This is a genomic window from Adlercreutzia equolifaciens (genome assembly GCF_029076695.1).
Lineage (GTDB): Bacteria > Actinomycetota > Coriobacteriia > Coriobacteriales > Eggerthellaceae > Adlercreutzia > Adlercreutzia equolifaciens_A.
In genome coordinates, this window is the sequence record NZ_JARFIK010000002.1 from 817,045 (window position 1) to 836,724 (window position 19,680).

General features: G+C 60.9%; 18 protein-coding genes and 5 tRNA genes. 12 read left to right on the plus strand and 11 right to left on the minus strand.

What is annotated here, in order from left to right; all coding sequences use genetic code 11:
- Positions 1–2 precede the first annotated feature (2 nt).
- The 3 genes from secG (at position 3) to PZH32_RS09210 (ending at position 1,454) form a co-directional block, all read left to right on the plus strand.
- On the plus strand, positions 3–257 hold the full coding sequence (gene secG / locus PZH32_RS09200; RefSeq protein ID WP_275207720.1) for a preprotein translocase subunit SecG: 255 nt from the start codon (positions 3–5) through the stop codon (positions 255–257).
- A 63-nt stretch (positions 258–320) separates the two neighbouring features.
- Positions 321–409 (plus strand) — tRNA-Leu (locus PZH32_RS09205).
- Positions 410–542: 133 nt separating this feature from the next.
- Positions 543–1,454, plus strand: coding sequence for a cation diffusion facilitator family transporter (locus tag PZH32_RS09210; RefSeq protein ID WP_275207722.1), 912 nt, complete (start codon positions 543–545; stop codon positions 1,452–1,454).
- On the opposite strand, the gene PZH32_RS09215 is transcribed toward PZH32_RS09210, so the two are convergent.
- The 5 genes from PZH32_RS09215 to PZH32_RS09235 form a co-directional block, all read right to left on the minus strand.
- Positions 1,451–1,852 carry a hypothetical protein gene (locus PZH32_RS09215; RefSeq protein WP_275207724.1) on the minus strand — a complete coding sequence of 134 codons (402 nt, stop codon included), beginning with the start codon at positions 1,850–1,852 and terminating at the stop codon, positions 1,451–1,453. The genes PZH32_RS09210 and PZH32_RS09215 overlap by 4 nt on opposite strands.
- A 110-nt stretch (positions 1,853–1,962) precedes the next feature.
- Positions 1,963–2,038 (minus strand) — tRNA-Gly (locus PZH32_RS09220).
- Positions 2,039–2,051: 13 nt separating this feature from the next.
- Positions 2,052–2,125: transfer RNA gene (locus PZH32_RS09225), tRNA-Cys, on the minus strand.
- Positions 2,126–2,189: 64 nt separating this feature from the next.
- Positions 2,190–2,265 (minus strand) — tRNA-Gly (locus tag PZH32_RS09230).
- Positions 2,266–2,359: 94 nt separating this feature from the next.
- Positions 2,360–3,268 carry a TerC family protein gene (locus PZH32_RS09235; protein WP_428994029.1) on the minus strand — a complete coding sequence of 303 codons (909 nt, stop codon included), beginning with the start codon at positions 3,266–3,268 and terminating at the stop codon, positions 2,360–2,362.
- Between the two features lie 279 nt (positions 3,269–3,547).
- Here PZH32_RS09235 and PZH32_RS09240 point away from each other — a divergent pair, with 279 nt between their 5' ends.
- Positions 3,548–4,477: a teichoic acid transporter gene (locus tag PZH32_RS09240; RefSeq protein WP_275207728.1), complete on the plus strand. Its 930-nt coding sequence runs from the start codon at positions 3,548–3,550 to the stop codon at positions 4,475–4,477.
- Positions 4,478–4,606: 129 nt separating this feature from the next.
- On the opposite strand, the gene PZH32_RS09245 is transcribed toward PZH32_RS09240, so the two are convergent.
- Positions 4,607–4,681 (minus strand) — tRNA-Val (locus PZH32_RS09245).
- A gap of 240 nt (positions 4,682–4,921) precedes the next feature.
- Between PZH32_RS09245 and PZH32_RS09250 the strand changes: the two genes are divergently transcribed.
- Positions 4,922–6,421: a basic amino acid/polyamine antiporter gene (locus PZH32_RS09250; protein ID WP_275207730.1), complete on the plus strand. Its 1,500-nt coding sequence runs from the start codon at positions 4,922–4,924 to the stop codon at positions 6,419–6,421.
- A 97-nt stretch (positions 6,422–6,518) separates the two neighbouring features.
- Here PZH32_RS09250 and PZH32_RS09255 read toward each other — a convergent pair whose 3' ends face one another.
- Positions 6,519–7,460 (minus strand): diacylglycerol/lipid kinase family protein, encoded by a 942-nt coding sequence (locus PZH32_RS09255; RefSeq protein ID WP_275207732.1) that lies wholly within the window; start codon positions 7,458–7,460, stop codon positions 6,519–6,521.
- Between the two features lie 66 nt (positions 7,461–7,526).
- Between PZH32_RS09255 and rnd the strand changes: the two genes are divergently transcribed.
- The 5 genes from rnd to PZH32_RS09280 all read left to right on the plus strand — a co-directional run bounded on the left by rnd (position 7,527) and on the right by PZH32_RS09280 (position 12,460).
- Positions 7,527–8,684, plus strand: coding sequence for a ribonuclease D (rnd, locus tag PZH32_RS09260; RefSeq protein WP_275207733.1), 1,158 nt, complete (start codon positions 7,527–7,529; stop codon positions 8,682–8,684).
- A 105-nt stretch (positions 8,685–8,789) separates the two neighbouring features.
- Positions 8,790–9,455: a zinc metallopeptidase gene (locus tag PZH32_RS09265; protein WP_275207734.1), complete on the plus strand. Its 666-nt coding sequence runs from the start codon at positions 8,790–8,792 to the stop codon at positions 9,453–9,455.
- A gap of 4 nt (positions 9,456–9,459) precedes the next feature.
- Positions 9,460–10,860 carry an exodeoxyribonuclease VII large subunit gene (xseA, locus tag PZH32_RS09270; protein ID WP_275207736.1) on the plus strand — a complete coding sequence of 467 codons (1,401 nt, stop codon included), beginning with the start codon at positions 9,460–9,462 and terminating at the stop codon, positions 10,858–10,860.
- 10 nt (positions 10,861–10,870) lie between these two features.
- Positions 10,871–11,143: an exodeoxyribonuclease VII small subunit gene (xseB, locus tag PZH32_RS09275; RefSeq protein ID WP_275207738.1), complete on the plus strand. Its 273-nt coding sequence runs from the start codon at positions 10,871–10,873 to the stop codon at positions 11,141–11,143.
- Positions 11,144–11,251: 108 nt separating this feature from the next.
- Positions 11,252–12,460, plus strand: coding sequence for an acetate/propionate family kinase (locus PZH32_RS09280; protein WP_275207740.1), 1,209 nt, complete (start codon positions 11,252–11,254; stop codon positions 12,458–12,460).
- 444 nt (positions 12,461–12,904) lie between these two features.
- Here PZH32_RS09280 and pta read toward each other — a convergent pair whose 3' ends face one another.
- The gene (gene pta, locus PZH32_RS09285; protein WP_275207742.1) at positions 12,905–13,897 is read right to left on the minus strand and encodes a phosphate acetyltransferase; all 993 of its coding nucleotides are present in this window, start codon (positions 13,895–13,897) and stop codon (positions 12,905–12,907) included.
- Positions 13,898–14,112: 215 nt separating this feature from the next.
- On the opposite strand from pta, the gene glf reads away from it, so the two are divergent.
- Both glf and PZH32_RS09295 read left to right on the plus strand, forming a co-directional pair.
- Entirely contained in the window at positions 14,113–15,399 is a 1,287-nt protein-coding gene (gene glf, locus PZH32_RS09290) for a UDP-galactopyranose mutase (protein WP_275207743.1), read from the plus strand.
- Positions 15,399–16,418, plus strand: a complete 1,020-nt coding sequence (locus PZH32_RS09295) for a glycosyltransferase family 2 protein (RefSeq protein ID WP_275207744.1) — start codon at positions 15,399–15,401, stop codon at positions 16,416–16,418. The genes glf and PZH32_RS09295 overlap by 1 nt, the downstream gene beginning before the upstream one ends.
- Positions 16,419–16,433: 15 nt before the next feature.
- Here PZH32_RS09295 and PZH32_RS09300 read toward each other — a convergent pair whose 3' ends face one another.
- The 3 genes from PZH32_RS09300 to PZH32_RS09310 all read right to left on the minus strand — a co-directional run bounded on the left by PZH32_RS09300 (position 16,434) and on the right by PZH32_RS09310 (position 19,621).
- Complete coding sequence (locus PZH32_RS09300; protein WP_275207746.1) at positions 16,434–17,258, minus strand: type III pantothenate kinase; 825 nt, start codon at positions 17,256–17,258, stop codon at positions 16,434–16,436.
- Between the two features lie 95 nt (positions 17,259–17,353).
- Positions 17,354–18,643, minus strand: a complete 1,290-nt coding sequence (gene dinB / locus PZH32_RS09305; RefSeq protein ID WP_275207747.1) for a DNA polymerase IV — start codon at positions 18,641–18,643, stop codon at positions 17,354–17,356.
- A 105-nt stretch (positions 18,644–18,748) separates the two neighbouring features.
- The gene (locus PZH32_RS09310; protein ID WP_275207748.1) at positions 18,749–19,621 is read right to left on the minus strand and encodes a DegV family protein; all 873 of its coding nucleotides are present in this window, start codon (positions 19,619–19,621) and stop codon (positions 18,749–18,751) included.
- Positions 19,622–19,680: the final 59 nt, after the last annotated feature.

Consider the following 19,680-nt stretch of genomic DNA (forward strand, 5'->3'; position numbering starts at 1 on the left):
TTTTGAACCCCTTGGTAATCGTCTTTCTCGTGCTCCTGGTTCTGTCCGGCGTCGGTCTGATCATCTTCATCCTGATGCATTCGGGCAAGGGAACGGGCATTTCCGATATGATCGCCAGCTCTATGTATTCCACCCAGACGGGCACCAGCATTATCGAGAAGAACCTCGACCGCATTACCATCGGCTGCGCCGTTGTCTTTCTGCTTTCGCTGGTGGTGCTCATGGTCATTTACCCCCACGGCACCATTTCCCAGTAATTGGAAAATTCTTCTTGCAACGACGATGGCTTCTGTTAGAATAATCGTCGCTGCAAAACGCATGTCGGAGTGGTGGAACGGCAGACACGCTAGCTTGAGGTGCTAGTGCCCATTTACCGGGTGTGCGGGTTCAAATCCCGCCTCCGACACCATCGAATTCAAAAGGGCCTTCGGGCCCTTTTTTTTGATATCGGAGTCTCGCTGACTTCCTCGGGCGAAGCTGGGTGCTGCACTTGGTCCGGTTAAAAGGATGAGCTGGCTTGATCGTTAAGGATGGGTTCGAGGATGGACGCTCATAATCTGAAGAGTACGCATGCGCGCCAGGTGGAGCGGGTGCTGTGGATTGTGCTGGGGCTCAATTTGCTGGTGGCCGCGGCCAAGTACTTTTACGGTCTGGCTTCGCAGTCGGCGTCGATGCAGGCCGACGGCATCCACTCGGTGTTCGATTCGGTGGGCAATGTCATCGGGCTTGTGGGCATCAGCTTGGCGGCGCGGCCGGCCGACGAGGGGCATCCTTACGGTCATTCCAAGTTCGAAACCTACGGCTCGCTTATTATCGGCGTGTTGCTGCTTCTGGCAGCTTTCGAAGTGGGCTCCTCGGCGGTGGGCAAGCTTACCAGCGGCGTCTATACCGCCCAGGTAACGCCGGTGTCCTTCGTGGTCATGGTGGGCACCCTGATAGTGAATTTGGGTGTGACGCTGTACGAGCGTCGTGCTGGCAAGCGTCTCAAGAGCGAGATCCTGGCGGCCGATGCGGCCCATACGCTTTCTGATGCCTTCGTCTCCATTGGCGTTATCGTTGGCTTGGCTTTGGTGGTGGCCGGCTTTCCCATGGCCGATCCTATCATGGCTCTGTTCGTGACCGTGGCCATTCTGATCACGGCGGTGGGTGTGTTTCGCACGGGTTTGCGCACGCTCTCGGACCACGCCTGCATTCCTGCGGAAAAGATTGTGGCGTCCGGGAGCACCGTGCCCGGCATTGTCGAGGTGCATTGCGTGCGCACCCGCGGCACCGAGGCCGAAGTGTATTGCGATTTGCATGCGCTGGTAGATCCGTCCATGACCGTTCTTGAGGCCCACGGCTTGGGAGATCTGGTGGAAGCGCGCATCAAACGCGATTTCCCTCAGGTAAAAGAGGTGCTGGTGCATATCGAGCCCTATGGTGCCGACGAAACGGCCCAGGGCACTGAAGACTAATCCCTCTGGCCGGTTCCCTCGGCAAGCTGGGGGACGGAGGGAGCCAACTTATCGTAGTCCCAGCCTTTGCAGTAGTTCGGAGGTACGGTGACGGCGTAGCGGGCCCCGCAATGGGGGCAGACGACCGCTTTGCCCTTCTTGGGGCGGAACATCCAATAAAGCACCGCAACGGTAATGAGGGACACGACGGCGGACAGGGCCACCAGCATTTCCATGAGGGCCATATCGGCGGAATCGCCCGTGGTGACGAAGGCAAGCGCGACGAGCACCCAGATGCCCACCACGTAGACGATGATGCCGGCCACCAGCACCTTGGCCACGCCCTTGGTGGGGAGCTGTCCCTCAAACTGAGTGGCAGTTTTGCCGCATACCTCGCAGGTTACCTTTTTCGTGTCCATGGCGCTCCCGTCTTCCGGCGTTTCACGTCGGAGCCAGCATAGCATCTCGGGAGGTTTTTGGGCAGTAGCACAAAGAAAAAAGCTCCCCGAGAAGGGAGCTTTTGAAGTTCTGGAGCGGACAACGGGATTCGAACCCGCGACCCTCACCTTGGCAAGGTGATGCTCTACCAGCTGAGCCATGTCCGCATAGGGTACCAGATGGAGGCGACGCCCGGATTCGAACCGGGGGTGAAGGCTTTGCAGGCCTCTGCCTTACCACTTGGCCACGTCGCCAATTCTGGCTTCTGTCATTGAAAAGGCCGGTCAAACAAGCGCCTGACCGGCCTTCTGATGACAATGGAGCGGACAACGGGATTCGAACCCGCGACCCTCACCTTGGCAAGGTGATGCTCTACCAGCTGAGCCATGTCCGCATCGCGAGGAAATACTATACGGGATGCGTTGCCATGATGCAAGACCCAATTTCGAAAAATTTTGGGATTGCCGATAAACGGCAGGGGAGGAGAGCTACTCCACGCGCTCGCCGTTGACGATGGCGGCGTCGACGCGCTTCTGAGCCCGTTCGACCACCTGCTGGGGCGCGGCGCCGGCCTCGGCCTGGGCCACGGCGTCGGCGATAGCCTGGTCGGCCAGCTCCTTTTTCCAGGCGGTAAGGCGGTTGTTAAACGCCATCTGGATAAATTCCAAAATGACGGCAAAGATCATGGCGAAGTAGACCATGAGCTTCTCCACGTGCATGTCGAGCAGCTCGATGTCGGTGTGGATGCCAGCGGAATCAAGCACCAGAAGAACGCCGATGGCCGTGATGAACACCAGGGCCAGGATTTTCATTTCCGGGTGGGAGTTGATGAAGTCGGAGATGGGGTCGATGAACACCATCATGATGATAACGGCAATCATGACGGCCAGGATCATAACGATGAGGTGCTCGGCCAGGCCCACGGCAGTGATAACCGAGTCGATGGAGAACACCAGGTCCATTACCATGATGGTGCCCACAGCCTGGGGGAGGGAAATGAGGTGGCGCGCCTTGTGCTCCTCGGAGGTTTCCGCCTTGATCTCGGTCAGGGCCAGCACGTCCATCAGCTCCTTGATGCCCTTGTAGATAAGGTAGGCGCCGCCGACCAGCATGACGATGTCGCGTACCGAGAAGCCGTGGGAGTACATGCCCAGGTCCAGCGTGAACAGCGGGGTGGTCATATGAACCAAATAGGAGGCGAAGCACAGGAACAAGATGCGCATGACTAGCGCGCCGGCAAGGCCAAGCTTGCGGCCGATATGCTGCTTTTCCTGGGGCAGGCGATTGGTGGTGATGGAGATGAACACCAGGTTGTCCACGCCCAGCACAATTTCCAGGAAGATGAGGGTCAGCAAGCTGATCCACGCTTCGGGGGTAAGAAATATCGAAAGGTCCACGGTTTCCTCCTCGGTCACGTCTTTTTTGTTTCCTGCCAACAAAAAAGACTCATGGTGCAGCCCTGACGGTTACCCTCAAGTCTGCACCATGAGTCTCGCTAATTAAGGCTCGCCAGGTTACGTGTAGATTCTTGCGAAGTAAACCGTAGCCATGATGTTGAACGAGCCGCATATCTTTGCCAGCTACTCCCCCATGGGGTAGGTTTATGCTAACAGAGAGGTTCTGGGTAAGCAATGGTATAATCGGCCGCAGTAATGCGATCATTCAGGAGCATCTTCATGACCCAGTCTTCAGAGAATCAGCCTTCCGTCGAGTCTGCGCCCGGCGAGGAGTCCCTGAGTCCCGATAGCGAAACCCCCAAGCGCGGCCGCCACTCGGCAAGCCATGCGCGGGGTGCCCACGGCTCGCAGCCCCAAGCGCGGCGCAGCTTCTCCAGCCTCTTTCACCGGGAGAAGAGCCAGGTGACCATTGGGGACGTGCGCTACTACGACGGTGCCGAGCTGTCCCGTCCGCTGGAGATGCCCTCTCGGGTGCGCGTGGTCATGTACGCCGCCATGGCCGTGGCGGCTCTTCTGGGCGCCCTGTTCCTGTTCAATTACTTCGACAGCATGATGAACGAGCCGCTGCGTCAGCAGCAGACCCTCCAGGAGAACCTTACCCGCGAGGTGTCCCTCGATCTGCCCTCGCTGACGAAGCTCATGCCGCGCTCCGATGAGAAGATCATGGCGGCCCTGCAGAAGAACGACTACACGCTCTACGAGCGCACGCCCATCGGCACCGACCCCGATGGGGGATTCGAGGTTATCAAGTTGCCTGCGGACGTTTCCCTGGAAGAGGCGGGGGCCATGTACCTGAAAGGCGTGGATAAGCTGTCGGCTGCCGACGCCGTCAAGCTGCTCAAGGGCGGCTGGACGCTTACTGTGTCGCGCAAGAACGGTACGTCCATGCGCTTGCGCTACGCCGATTTCGATTCGGGCACCATTGAGAAGGCGGTGCAGAATGCCATGGCCGCCGAGGGCCTGGAGAACGCCACCGTGGAAGATTCCGGCGTCGACGATTCGGGCAACACGTACCAAACGGGTACGGTGACCGACAAGAAGGACCGCACCTACACCTGGCGCGTATCAGTTATCGAGCTTTCCGAGGTGTACGACATTTCGGGGCTCCCGAACACCGCCTACTTCGTGGGCATTCGCTTCAGCGCTTAAGAGAAAACTCGACGCCGATCATCGGCGTCGAGTGCTTTTCGGGGCGGAATAATTTGTACTTTATTTGTACATGAAAGCTTGAAGAGCAAAAAAAGAGGTCAGACTTTTTGGGTCTGACCTCTGAATTCATGGTGCGCGATGCAAGATTTGAACTTGCGGCCCCCACCGTGTCAAGGTGATGCTCTCCCCCTGAGCTAATCGCGCATAAGGGCAACGTCTCCGTTGCAGCGAGTAAGAATTCTATCAGAATGTGCGAGCCTGTCAAAGACTTTTTTTCGAAAACCTGGGAGATGGTCGAAAAAAAGAAGATGAGATCAATTTTAATAGGTCTCACCTGCGGTTCTTCGTAACGCCGCCATTACGGGGGGAAATTGTGCACAGAGGAGATCATCACCTGGGGTATCATGGTTTGCAATGTTTCCCTACCGAGGAGTTGGTCTCATTATGAGCAATGAATCCATGACCACGACCGGGACATCGGCGCCGCAGGGGGCGGCCGACGGGGTAACCAACCCCCACGGCATTGGCCTGTTCCGTCTGGTCACCACGGTCATCACCCTCATTGTCGGTGCCGGCGTGTTCACCTTGGCTGGTGACCAGGCCGCTGGCGGCGCGAGCGGTGGAGCCATTCTCACGGCGTGGTCCATTTCGGCCGTGGGCGTATTTTGCCTTGTTATGACGTTCTTCGCCCTGTCCCGCATCAAGCCCGAACTTACCGGCGGCATTTACAGCTACGCATCGGCCGGCTTCGGTGACTTCCTGGGCTTCAATTCGGCCTGGGGCTACTGGATCTCGGCGCTTTTGTGCACGGTCAGCTTCTCCGCTCTGCTATTTGGTGCGCTGTCCTATTTCTTTCCCATTTTTGGAAGCGGCACCGATCTGGCGGCGGTTATCGGTGCCTCGTGCATCATCTGGTTCTACGCCTTCCTGGTAAGCCGCGGCATTTCCGAGGTAACGCTCATCAACGCCGTTATTACCATCTCGAAGTTCGTTCCGCTCCTCATTGCCATTATCGCCATCATCTTCCTGGGGGCTTTCAATCCAGAGATCTTCTGGGCCAACATGCACACCGGCGCCGATCCCGAGATGGCTTTTGTCGATCAGGTGCAGTCGGCCATGATGGTTACCATCTGGGTGTTCATTGGCATTGAGGGCGCGGTGGCCATTTCCGGCCGTGCCCGTAAGTCCAAGGACGTAGGCAAGGCCACCATTATTGCGTTCTGCTGCGTGCTGACGCTCTACATGATGGTGTCGCTACTGTCCATGGGCGTCATGCCGCTGTCCGAGCTGGCTACCTTGGAAAACCCGGCTTTGGCCTACGTCATGCAGGCAGCCGTGGGGGACTGGGGCGCCATTCTTATCAACTTCGCCGTGTCGCTGTCGCTTATCGGCGCCATGCTCGGCTATACCGTGCTTGCCAGCGAGTCGCCCTTCGAGGCCGCTGAGAAGGGTGTGTTCATCAAGGCCTTCGCTAAGGTGAACAAGAAGGGCGCGCCGGTGGTCACGCTGGTGGTTACGAACTGCATCATCGAGCTGTTCCTGCTGACGTGGCTGTTCACCGACTCCACCTATCAGTTCTTCTACACGCTGTCGGCAGGCATGATTCTTTTGCCCTACCTGCTGTCGGCAGCGTATTTCGCCAAGGTTGCTTTTAAGGAGCCTGAAGCGTTCAAAGGCCGCTTAAACGCGCCGCTCTGGTTCTGGCGTATTTTGGGCGTCGTGGGCGTTATCTACAGTTTGTTCCTGTCCTGGGCGGCGGGCGCCCTGGGTCTCATCCTTATGTGCCTGCTGTACCTGCCCGGTGTGCTCATGTACATCTGGGGTAAGAAGGAGCGGGGCGAGAAGGTCTTTGACAGCCTGGTCGACAAGGTGGTGCTTGTCATCATCATCGCGGCAGCAGCGCTTTCCATCTACCTGCTGCTGACTACGCCGAATCTTATCTAGAGTTTCGACTTACTAATGAGAGCGGCTCGGCGCATATAGCACCGAGCCGCTTTTTTGTTTCTGTCCTGCTGTCCTGCTGTCCCACTGGGGGAAGCCTCTAGTCGTCGAGCAGAAGGGGCTCGGCGGATTCTTCGTTGTAGAGTTTCAGGCAGTCTTCCGAGACGATGAAGCGGGCTGCTTCGGGGAGAAGGCGGGCGGTGAAGGGGGTGGTGGCTCCCGTTACTTCGCCGTCGTACTGCACCGCCAGGGGCGGATCGGCCACCACGGTTACCTCGCTGCCGCGATACAGGTCGATGGCCTCGGGGCGGTCAGGGAAGTCGCCGCCGCGGTCGAGCATGCAGCTGAGCAGCGCGGGAATAAGGCCAATGGCGTCGTGGGTGTTCATAACCACCACGTCGAACAGGCCATCGCGGGGGCAGTTCTCATGGGTGATGGAAATGTCGAACTGCAGCTTCGAGAAGTTGATGATCAGCACGCCCACACCCTGGGATTCGATGGTCTTGCCGTCGATGGTAAGCGTGAGTTTCGAGAACTGCGGGGCCGGGTTGGCGAAGGCCGAAGTGAAATAGGCCATGGGACCCAGCAGCTTTTTGGCTGCGACCGCGCCCTCCATGATGGTGGCGTCGTAGCCGGCGCCGGCCATGAGCGAAAACCCGTAGGTGCGGCCATCGGCCAGGGAGATTTCCCCCAGGTCGAAGTCCATGAGCAGCCCGGCGCGGGCCATCTTGGCCAGGGCGTGGGGTTCCGCCGGCGAGGCCAGGTTAGAGGCCAGCAGGTTGGCGGTGCCAGCGGGGAAGGGCAGCACGGGAATGCCAGTTTCGGCCAGCAGGTAGGCCACCGAGGCCACGGTGCCGTCACCGCCGGCTGCCACTACGGCATCGAAGTGCTCGGCGTCGTGAAGGAAGGTGCGCAGATCGGTGGCGCCTCCCGTGGAGCGCACGACAATCTCATCGCCATCGCGGTTGAACGAGCGCATGAAATCGTAAATGGCGCCGTCGCCGAACCCCGATGACAGATTATTAATGATGAGCAGTTTCACAGAATTCCTTTCGCTTGTTATCATGGGATGGTACTACAACCCTGCTTATTCCAGAGAAGGACGACGGTGGAATACATTTCGAACCAAGAAAACCTCGATGCCTTTGTGCGCCGGGCAACTTCGTCCTCGGTTCTTGCCATCGACACCGAGTTTCTGCGCGAGAAAACCTACTACGCGAAGCTGTGCCTGCTGCAGTTGGCCACGGACAGCGAAGTGGTCATCGTCGATCCCTTTGCCGTGGACGATCTGCTGGTGCTGGTGCCCTTGATGGAGGATCCTTCCATCATGAAGCTGTTCCACGCGGGTCATCAGGATCTGGAGATTCTCCATCGAGAGCTGGGCGTGCTGCCCTCGCCGCTCTTCGACACTCAGGTGGCCGCGGCGCTGCTGGGTCATACGCTGCAAATTGGCTATGGGCCGCTGGTGCACAGCTTGTGCGGGGTGGCGCTGAAGAAAAGCGACTCGTACACCGACTGGTCGCGTCGGCCCCTGTCGCCGTCGCAGCTTGAGTATGCGGCCGACGATGTGGTGTACCTGCCGCGCATGTACCGCATTATGGTAGAGCGCCTGGAGGCCAAGGGGCGTCTGGCCTGGCTCGACAACGATTTCGCCGCCATGGCCGATCCGGCCAACTACGTGGTCGATGTGCGCCAGCGCTTCAAGCGTCTCAAGCGCGTGGGCCAGCTTTCGCGCCGTCAGCTTTCGGCGGCCCGCGAGGTGGCCACCTGGCGCGAGGTGACGGCGCAGCAGCGCGACTTGCCGCGCAAATGGATTCTCACCGACGAGCAGGTGGTGGAGGCCTGCCGTCGCGAGGCCCGCACCATCGACGAGCTGTTCATGGTGCGCGGGGTGCGCGAGCGCCTGAACACCCGCGATGCCCGAGCCGTGGTGGCCGAGCTCACTACGGGACTGGATTTGCCGCCCGACCAGTGGCCTGAATTGGACAAGGCGCTCAAGAGCGAGCCCAATGTGGATGCCCAGGTAGATCTCATGGAGGCTCTGGTACGTCAGCGCTCCAAGGAGAACGACATCGCCATGCAAACCTTGGCCGGGCGCAGCGAGCTGTCGCTGGTAGCGCGCGGCTACACCGATCAGGCCGATGTGCTCAAGGGCTGGCGCCGGGCCATGGTGGGGGAGGAGCTGCTCCAGCTGCTGGCGGGGCGCTTGGCGTTGTCGCTGGGTCCTGCTGGGCTCGTCGTTTCTGTGGTGGAACCGCAGGAGTAGCCAGGGTTACGTATCTTTCACGCATTCCCTGGAACGGTAGCGCTTTTCTCGAACACTTGTCTATAATGGCTCCGAACTACAGAGACAGCAAGAGGAGCGTCGTTTATGATCAGCAACAGCTACTTAATGCTCATCGTGGTCACTTTGATCATCGGTATGGGCGCCCAGTGGTACGTGAACCACAAGCTTAAAACCTACAGTCATGTGGCTAATTCCACGGGCATTACCGGCGCCGAGGCGGCCCGCCAAATGCTGGCCTACTACGGCATCACCAACGTGCAGATTTTCCGCGGCGGTCCGGGTCAGGACTACTTCGATCCGCGCAGCAACTCGGTCACCCTCTCGCCCGAGGCCTACGACGGGCGCACCATCACGGCCACGGCCACGGCGTGCCACGAGGTGGGCCACGCCTGCCAGTACGCCCAGGATTACACGCCCATGAAAATTCGCGGCGCCATCGTGCCCGCGGTGAACCTGGCCTCTAACGCCTGGATGTTCCTGCTCTTGGCGGGCATTGTGCTGAACATTGCCGGGCTCACCACCTTGGCCATTGTCATGTATGCCTTGGTGGTGCTCTTCCAGCTGGTCACGCTGCCGGTGGAGTTCAATGCCTCTCAGCGGGCCATGGCGTACATGGGCCAAATCGGGCTGCCGGCCCAGGAGCGCAAGGGCGCCTTCGACGTGCTGCGAGCCTGCGCCTTTACCTATCTGGCCGCTGCCCTGACGTCCATCCTGCAGCTGCTGTGGCTGCTCGGCCAGCGCCAGGAGTAGATGGTTGGCTTCTTCCGCATCCGAATACGAAAACGCGCCTGTCTCAGGTGCTGCTGAAGGGGACGCCGAGGCGGCCCTTTCGGTTTCCACGGCCATGGGCATGGCGAAAGACGCCTTGGAGTCAGTGGTGGTGCGCCTGGTGGGCGAGGTGTCCGAGCTCAACGATAAGCCCGGCTACAAGGCGGTGTACTTCACCGTCAAGGACGAGAAGGCATCGCTGCCCTGCATGATGTGGATGAACCGCTACCGTGCCGCCGGCGTGCCGCTTACCGTGGGTGCCCTGGTGGAGCTGACGGGCCGGTTCTCGCTTTACGCTGCCAAGGGCCGTATGAACTTCGACGTGTTCTCGGTAGCCCTGGCCGGCGAGGGGCAACTGCGGCTTCAGGTGGCCAATCTGGCCCGCGAGCTGGAAGCCGCCGGGCTCATGGATGCCGCGCGCAAGCGGCCCCTGCCGGCCTATCCGCAAACCATCGGCCTGGTCACGTCTCCGCGCGGTGCGGCGGTCCATGATGTGCTGCGCACGCTGCGTCGGCGCTATCCGCTGGCCCGCATCTTGTTCGCCGGCGTGCCCGTCGAGGGCCCCGGAGCGGCCAATGCCCTGGTGGACGGCTTAGCGAAAGTGGTCTTCTCAGGAGCCGAAGTGGTGCTTTTGGTGCGCGGCGGCGGTTCGTTCGAGGACCTCATGCCCTTCAACGACCGACGCTTGGCCCGCACCATTGCGGCATGCCCTGTGCCGGTCATCACCGGCATCGGTCACGAGCCCGACACTTCCATCGCCGACATGGTGGCCGATGTGCGTGCCTCGACGCCCACGGCGGCGGCCGAGGCCGTGGCCCCGGCCGCCGAGCAAATTGCCGCACGCTTGGATGCCCTGGGGCTCGGGCTTCACAACGCCCAGCAGCGACGTCTCGATCAGCTGGCTCTGCGCTTGGAGCGCGTGGCCTCCTTGCCGGTGTTCCGCGAGCCGCAGCGGCTTTTCGATGCCGAGGCGTTGGCGCTGGACGATTTGGCCGGCCGCCTCACCACGGCGCTACCGGCAGCTTTGCGCGAGGACGGTCTGCGCCTTCAGCAGGCCCATCGTGCCTTGGAGCGCCTGGGGCCGTCTCTGTGCGCCCCCGCGCGCCAGCGTACGACGGAGGCCCAGCGTCGATTGCTCTATCAGGGCGAGACGCTCCCCGAGCGCTTCCGCGCGGCCGTGGCGCTGCATGCTGCCCGTCTGCACGATCTGTCGCCCTTGACGGTGCTCAGCCGCGGATACGCCATTGCGCGCACCGAAGGGGGAGCCGTAGTGCGCTCCGTTGCCCAAGTGGCTCCCGGAGAGCCTTTGTCGGTGGCCGTGGGCGATGGCGCCATCAACTGCACGGTGGACGAGGTCCAGGTTGATCCCACCTTGTCTGGAAAGTGAAAGGATAATTATGACCGAGAGCATTGAAGAAGCAGCCGCTGTATCGGTGCCTGTCGAGGAGCTCAGCTTCCGCGCGGCTCTTGACGAGCTGGAGGCTATTGTGGCCGTGCTGGAAAGCAATACGCTGGAACTTGAGGACAGCCTGGCCCGCTACGAGCGCGGCGTGGCCCTGCTGGGGTCGCTGCAGAAGCGCCTGAACGCCGCCGAGCAGCAGGTTGAAGTGCTGATGGGCGAGCTGGTGGCCGCCCCCGATGACGAGACCCAGGACACCACGCTCTCGTAACGTAATCGGTGAACGGGGCTCCATTCGCCGAAACCCCTTCGGTGCGCAGCGCTGCGGCTGCGGCTTCCTCCTACAATGATCTAATACTTATGATTAGGAGGTAAGTCAGTGAACGTCCTCGTCATCAATGCCGGTTCCTCTTCTTTGAAGTACCAGCTTATCAACGTCGAAACCCAAGACGTCCTCGCCAAAGGCATCTGCGAGCGCGTAGGTTCTCATGAAGCCTTCCACAAGCATGGCATCGACGAGAACGAAGTAGTGCACGACACTCCCATGCCCGATCACAACGCCGCCATGGCCCTGGTGCTGGAGGCGCTGACCACTGGCTCCACGAAGGCCATCGATTCTCTGGATGAAATCGACGCCATCGGCCATCGCGTGGTGCAGGGCGGCAAGTACTTCGATCGCTCGGTGCTCATCGACGACGATGTCATCGCCAAAATCGACGAGCTGGCCGAGCTGGCTCCTTTGCACAACAAAGCAGCGCTCATGGGTATCGAGGCCTGCAAGCAGCAGATGCCCGGCAAGCCCATGGTGGCGGTGTTCGACACCTCGTTCTTCCAGTCCATTCCGCCGAAGGCCTACATGTACCCGCTTCCCTACGAACTGTACGAGAAGCACGCTATCCGCAAGTATGGCGCCCACGGCACCAGCCATCGCTATATCTCCGAGCGCGCCGCCGCCTTCATGGACGAGCCGCTGGAAGATCTGAAGCTCATTACCTGTCATCTGGGCAATGGCTGCTCCATTTCCGCCATCGACCATGGCGTGGCCGTGGACACCTCCATGGGCCTGACCCCGCTCGACGGCCTCATGATGGGCACCCGCTGCGGCGCGGTGGACCCCGCCATTGTTCCCTTCATCATGGAAAAAGAGAATCTCACCACGGCCGAGGTCAACGACCTCATGAACAAGAAGAGCGGCCTGCTGGGTATCTCCGGTATTTCGAACGATCTGCGCAGCGTGCGTCAGGCCTCGGAAGAGGGCGACGAGCGCGCCCAGCTGGCCTACGACATGTACTCGAACTCCGTAAAGAAGTACATCGGCCAGTACATCGCCGTCATGGGCGGCGTGGACGCCATTGTGCTGACCGCCGGCGTGGGCGAGAACTGCGACAAGATGCGCCGCATGATTTTCGCCGGCCTGCAGCCCCTGGGCATCAAGATCGATCTTGAGAAGAACAAGCTGCGCGGTCACGAGCGCGAAATCTCCACCGACGACTCCACCGTGCGCATCGTGGTCATTCCCACGAACGAAGAATACATGATCGCCCGCGACACCTACCAGCTCGTCAAAGAAGACGGCATGGGTCTTTGATGTTCCGTCGTTGCTGACGCAACGACGTTCACGTCGACGCTGCGGATCCGACAGGCACCTGGCCTTGCCCCTTGTTTTGGGCACGGCGTTGGCCTAAGCCAACTTGGCCCAAAGGCGGGGCAATTCCAGGCACCTGTCGGACCCTCGCTGACTTCCTTGGGCGAACCTAGGAGTTTTAATTTACCTAATGAGACCCTTCGGGGTCTTTTTGTTTGTCCTGATATGTGACTGTAGGCCGCCCCGTCCCGGGGGCTTCGGCCAGGGTGTCTGAACACTTAATAAAAAAAGGAGGCTCGAAGAGCCTCCCTGTAAATGCATGAAGGAGCGCAGCGCCCGAGCGAAGCGAGCCAGCGGAGCGCCTCCCTGGCGGAAGCCCCCGGGACGGGGCGGCCGGACAAGCGGAACCCGCCCTTAGCAGGCGCTCGCAAGACGCCAAATTAGCAGTTACTTGTTCTGCGCCTGCACCGCTGTGATAGCCACCACGCCCACAATGTCGTCAGCCGAGCAGCCACGGGACAAGTCGTTCACCGGAGCAGCGATGCCCTGGAGGATGGGGCCGTAAGCCTCGGCGTTGGCCAGGCGCTGCACCAGCTTGTAGCCAATGTTGCCGGCATCGATGTCGGGGAATACCAGCACGTTGGCGCGGCCAGCCACGGCAGACTCGGGAGCCTTCGCAGCGCCGATCTCCGGCACGATGGCAGCATCAAGTTGAAGCTCGCCGTCGACCACCAGCTCGGGCGCCAGCTCCTTCACCTTGGCCGTGGCCTCCACCACCTTGTTGGCATCGTCGTTCTTCGCAGAGCCGTAGGAGGAGTGGGAGAGCATGGCGATAACCGGGTCGGCGTCGTCGATGAGCGAGCGCCAGGCCTTCTCGGCGTTGATGGCAATTTGGGCCAGGCGATCGGCGTCGGGCTGGACCTCCAGGCCGCAGTCGCTGAACAGGAAGGTGCCGTTGTGACCCAGGTCGCAGTTGGGCACGTTCATGACGAAGAAGGAGCTGACCATCTGGGCGCCAGGGGCCGTCTTCAAGATTTGCAGGGCCGGGCGCAGCACGTCGCCGGTGGAGTGGCAGGCGCCGGATACCAGGCCGTCGGCCTCGCCGTCCTTCACCATCATCATGCCGAAGTACAGCTCGTTGTCCATAAGAGCCATGGCGTCCTCAACGGTCATGCCCTTGGACTTGCGCAGCTCGGCCAGCTTCTCGGCGTAGCCTTCGCGCAGATCGGAGGTAAGCGGATCGATGATGCGGGCGCCTTCCAGGTTATAGCCGGCGGAGGCAATGTCGTCCACGTTGCCGAGGATGATAAGGTCGGCTAGATTGTCGGCAAGAATTTTCTCGGCGGCCTGAAGGGTGCGTACGTCGTTGCCTTCGGGCAGAACGATGGTCTTCTTGTCGGCCTTGGCTTGGGCAATCATAGTGTCGAGGAATGCGCTCATGCAGGGATCCTTTCTCCTTAAGCTGTTGCTCGTTCTATGATAGCGGCTGTAAGGGACCCCCGTAATGGGACAAACCCCCGCAGGTTCATATATTCGGTTTGTATGTGAACCTTTAAGCTTAGGGGAACCGAGTCGGTAAAATATCCCACGGATATTATTCGAGGCGGCGCGTCTCTGCGCCGTGCTGGCAGGCAACCAACAGGGGGAGAGCCCTTATGGCAGTGAACTACGCCAACTTCCGTGAGATTGATATCGCCGACTATGACGCCGTCGTGGTGGGCTCCGGCTTTGCCGGAGCGGTCACGGCTCGGGAACTGGCCGAGCAGGGTGGCATGAACGTGCTTGTTATCGAGAAGCGCGGCCATATCGCCGGCAATATGTACGACGAATACGATGAGGCGGGCATTTTGGTGCACCGCTACGGCCCGCATATCTTCCACACCAACAGCCAGGAGGCCTACGAGTACCTGAAGCGGTTCTCCGCCATGTCCTCCTATCAGCACTGCGTACTGGCCGATTGGTTCGGCACCTACATGCCCGTGCCGTTCAACAAGAACTCCATGGAGATTGCCTTCGGCGACGAAAAGGCGGCTCGCCTGATCAAGAAGCTGGTGGACACCTTCGGCGACGAGCGCAAGGTGACCATCAACGAGCTGCGTGCTCAGGAAGACCCTGATCTGCAGGAAGTGGCCGACTTCATCTACCAGAACGTCTTCCTCTACTACACCCAGAAGCAGTGGGGCCTCACCCCCGAAGAGGTGGATCCGTCGGTGACGGCGCGCGTGCCGGTGTTCCTGTCGCGCGACAACCGCTACTTCCAGGACACCTATCAGGGCATGCCCGAGGACGGCTACACGAAGCTGTTCGAGAACATGCTGGGCCACGAGGGCATTACTGTCTGCCTGAACACCGAGGCTGAGAGCGTGTTCGATTTGGTATTTGCCAGCCGTGAGGAAGATGCGCCCCTGGAGGCCATCCGCATCAAGGACCAGGAATTCGATGGCCCCATTGTGTACACGGGCCCGCTGGACGAGCTGTTCCTTGGCCGGTTCGGCCGCTTGCCCTATCGCTCGCTCGACTTCGTTTACGAGACTTTCGACGAGGACTACCACCTGCCCTGCGGCACGGTGAACTATACCGTGACCGAGGACTACACGCGCATCACGGAGTTCAAGTGGCTCACCGGTCAGCGCGGCGACAAGACCACCATCATGAAGGAGTACTCGCGCGCCTACGAGGATCCGTCCACCCAGATTCCCTACTACGCCATTATCAACGACGACAACGATGCGCTGTACGAGCGCTATCGCCGCCTTACCGACGAACTGCCCAACTTCCATCCTTTGGGCCGTTTGGCCGAGTACCGCTACTTCAACATGGACAAGGTGATCGTCGACGCCCTGGCGGCCTCGAAGCGCATTCTGGCTCTTGCCGACGGCCTTGATCCGGAAGCCGTCGATGCCGTAAGTGGCGCCACGACGGCCGCTGCGAAGGGGGAGTAATGAAAACCATCACCTTTGCCGTACCCTGCTATAACTCCGCCGCCTACATGGACCATTGCATCGAGTCCATCCTGGCCTGCGGCACCGACATCGAGATCCTGCTGGTCGATGACGGTTCAACCAAGGACGACACCGCGGCCATCGCCGATCGGTGGCAGGAGCAGTATCCGGATATCATTCGCGCCATTCACCAGCCCAACAAGGGCCACGGCGGTGCGGTGAACACAGGGCTCGAAAACGCCACGGGCTTTTACTACAAGGTGGTGGACTCCGATGACTGGCTCGATGCCGAGGCCATGAAGCCTCTGATGGACTACATGCGCTCCCAGGTAGAGGCACCGGTGCCCTGTGACATGGTGGTGGCCAACTACGTCTACGAGAAGGTGGACGAGGGCGTGCAGAAGGTCATGGGCTACACCAACGTGTTCCCCGAGGGCTACGAGTTCGGCTGGGACGAGGTGGGTACCTTCTTGCCCTCGCAGTACTTGCTCATGCACTCGGTGTACTACCGTACCGACCTGCTGAAGAAGATGGGGCTCAAGCTGCCCGAGCATACGTTCTACGTGGACAACATCTTCGTCTACGAGCCGCTTGTTTACGTGCGCACCATGCGCTACTTCGACGTGGATGCCTATCGTTACTTCATTGGGCGCGAGGACCAGTCGGTGAACGAGAAGGTCATGATGAGCCGCATGGATCAGCAGTTGCGCGTCACGCGCCAGATGATCGACAACGTGGACCCCCAGGCGGTGCGCAACCGTCATCTGCGCCACTACCTGCGCAACTACCTGTCTATGATGATGTGCATCTGCTCGGTGTTCCTGCGCATGCGCGGGGGAGAGCAGGATGAGGAAGACCTTAAGGAAATTTGGAACTACCTTAAAGAGCAAAATCCCTCGCTCTATCGGCGCGTACGCACCAATGTGCTCAATATCAGCACGAACCTCCCCACAGAGCTTGGTGGGAAGATCGGCCTCAAGGGCTATCACATTGCCCAGAAGATCTTCAAGTTCAACTAACGGGACAGGAAGTTTCTAACGACGGTTTGCCCGGTAGAGCTCCAGCAGGCCGCGCAAGGCAAGGGTTTGGTCGACGGTGGCCTGGTGGGTCATGAGGGCGGCGATGGCCTCGGCGCCTTGGCCGATGAGCACCAGGGGCGTGGTGTAGCCTGCTTCCGCCCAGATCATATCGATGAGGCCGTCGATGCGCGCCACTTCTCCCATGACTATGCCCGCCTGCATGGCCTCGGCCGTGGTGCGGCCCAGGAGCGTCTTCGGCGCGCGCACTTCCACGGCGGGCAGCTGGGCGGCACCGCGGGCCAGGGCCGCGGCTCCCAGGTTCATGCCCGGGGCAATGATGCCGCCGCGGAAGGCCCCCTCTTTATCCAGCAGCTCGAAGGTGGTAGAGGTGCCCAGGTCGATGACGAGGGCGGGGGAGCCGTAGGTGGTTTTGGCGGCCACCATCTCGGCCACACGGTCGGCGCCCACAGCCGTGGGGTCGGCGAAGTTCATCTTGAGGCCGGTTTTGAGGCCGGGACCGACGGTCAAGGGGCGCGTGCCGGTGAGGCGCCGGGCCGCTTCGATCCACACGGTGGTAAGGGTGGGGAAGACCGAGGAGATGATGGCGCCGTCAGCCAAAGGGGCAGCTTCGGCCAGCTCGATGGTGGCCGGCGCGTTCGGCTCCAGCGGCGCCAGACCGCGCTCGAGGGCGTCGAAGAACGCCAGGACGCAGGCCGCGGCGCTGTCGGCGGTGTCGGCGGGATTGGTGGGGACGGCCCATTGGGAGATCAGCGTATCGTCGCACGCCAGGCCGATGCGGGTGCGCGTGTTGCGGATGTCGATGGTCAGAACGGTTTCCATGGCTGCCTCCTTGGGTGAGTGTGCCCCTATTGTAAACCAGGAAGTCGTGAGTCGTGGCTCTTGGTGCCCTGGGCTGTCCGAGGCCATTGGCCTTGCTACTTGTAATCCTCCACGTTCTTGGACGAGGAGCCTGTGGTGTTGCCCTGGTTGCGCAGCTCGAAGCCGAAGCGCACGGTGTCGTCGCCAAAGCGGTCGCGCAGAGCGTCCAGGTTCTCGATGAGCCGCCGGCGCTTGGTGTCGTCCTCGATGAGCGGCGCGGCCTCCTCGGCCTTGGACTCGTCGAACAGCGAGGCGTCGAAGAGGGACTCCTGACTGTTTTCCTCGGTTTCGAAATGGGTGACGGCGACGCCCAGCAGGCGAATTTTCATGCCCGGCTCCCACAGATCATCGATCATGGCGTAAAGAACCGGAGTGAAGGCCAAATCGTCGTCGGTGGGGGTGGCCAGCTGGCGCTGGACCGAATGCACCGAGCGGTCATCGTAGCGCACCTTGATGGCAATGGTGCGCCCCGTGAGCCCTTTGCGCCGCAGGCGTCGGCCCACTTTGGCCGCAATGGTGGCTAAGGCGGCTTCGATGCTTTCCCGATCAGTGAGGTCCTCGGCGAAGGTGACCTCATTGGATACCGACTTCACCTCGTCATCGACCACGACGGGGGAACGGTCGGCGCCCAACGCGCGCTCGCGCATCATCGCACCGTTCTTGCCGAAGACGCGTTTGAGCAGAGCGGCGTCAGCGGCGGCCATGTCGCCCAAGGTGCGAATGCCGTGGGCCTTGAGCACCTTCTCGGCGGCAGCACCCACACCGCTCATGGTGCGCACGGGCAGCGGTGCCAGAAAGGCCTGCTCGGTGCCAGGATACACCACCGTCAGGCCGCGAGGTTTGTCGCGGTCGGAGGCGATCTTCGCTACGGACTTGCTGACCCCGACGCCAATGGAACAGGTGACGCCCAGGGCAGCGACGCGATCCTGGATGCGGCGGGCAATGGCCACGGGATGCTCGGTGTTGACAGCCGTGGGGCTCACGTCCATGAACGCCTCGTCGATGGATACCTGCTGTACATGGGGTGTCTCGTCGCGCAAGATGGCCATGATGGCGGCCGATACTTCGCGATAGCGGTGAAAATGGCCCCGGGTCCAAATGGCCTCGGGGCACAGCTGACGCGCCAGAGCCGAGGCCATGGCGCTGCGCACGCCGAAGGCGCGGGCTTCGTAGGAGCAGGTGGACACCACGCCGCGCGCATCGGCATCGCCGCCCACAATGACGGGTTTGCCGCGCCAGGCCGGATGGTCCAACTGCTCAACCGAGGCGAAGAAGGCGTCCAGGTCAACCAGCAGAATGGCCGGACCCTCCCAGGGAGGAAGCAGTATGTTCTCGCTATCGCTCATGAGCGCATTGTAACGCACCGCCGCAGAACATAAAACATCTGTTCTGAATGGACGCCGTAAAAAAGGGCGGCTCAGCAGCCGCCCCGACAGGCTGGAGAAGAGGTCTTATCGCTCGCTGGCCAGGAAGAACAAGGCCATGGTGCCCGGGCCCGAGTGGGCGCCGATCACCGGGTCCACGTAGTTGATGACAATGTCGGTGACGCCGAAGCGCTCGCGCACCAAATCGGCCACGTACTGCGCCTCTTCCAGGCAATCGCCGTGGCTGATGAACACGGTCTGATCGGCCACGGGGGCGTTGGCCGTCTGCTCCATATGGTCGACCAGGGCCTTGAGCGACTTCTTGCGGCCGCGCACCTTCTCCAGGGGAATGAGATGCCCTTCGTCATCCACGTGCATAACCGGCTTGATGTTGAGCAGGGTGCCGGCCCAGGCGCTGGTGCGCGACACGCGGCCGCCGCGGAACAGGAACATGAGGTCGTCCACGGTGAACCAGTGGGCCAGATGGAGCTTGTGCTCTTCCACCCAGTCGCGTACTTCCTGGATGGAGGCGCCTTCGTTGCGCTTGCGGGCGGCGTAGTACACCAGCAGGCCCTCGCCCATGGAAGCGGCCAAGGTGTCGACGCCCATGACGGTGCGATCGGGATACTGGTCAGCCAGCTCGGCCAAGATGAGGTCGATGGCCTGATAAGTGCCGGAAAGTCCGCTGGAAAAGCCCAGGTACAGAACGTCCTGGCCCTCTTTCAGCAAGCCTTCGATAAGCTCGCGGGAGGCTTTGAGGTTCGGCAGCGAGGTGGTGATGACCTTGCCCTCGCGCATCATGGTGTAGAACTGGGAAAGGTCGGTTTTCTCGCCCTTCAGGTAGCTTTGGAACTCCTGGCCGTCCACCATGAAGGTGAGGGGCAGAATGTGCAGGTCAAGCTCGTCAATGAGCTCTTCGGTAAGGTTGGATGATGAATCGGTGACGATGGCGAAGGCCATGGTCGCTCCTCTCGGACGATGGGGCGCTGCTGCGTTTCTTGGATCTGGCGGTATTCTAC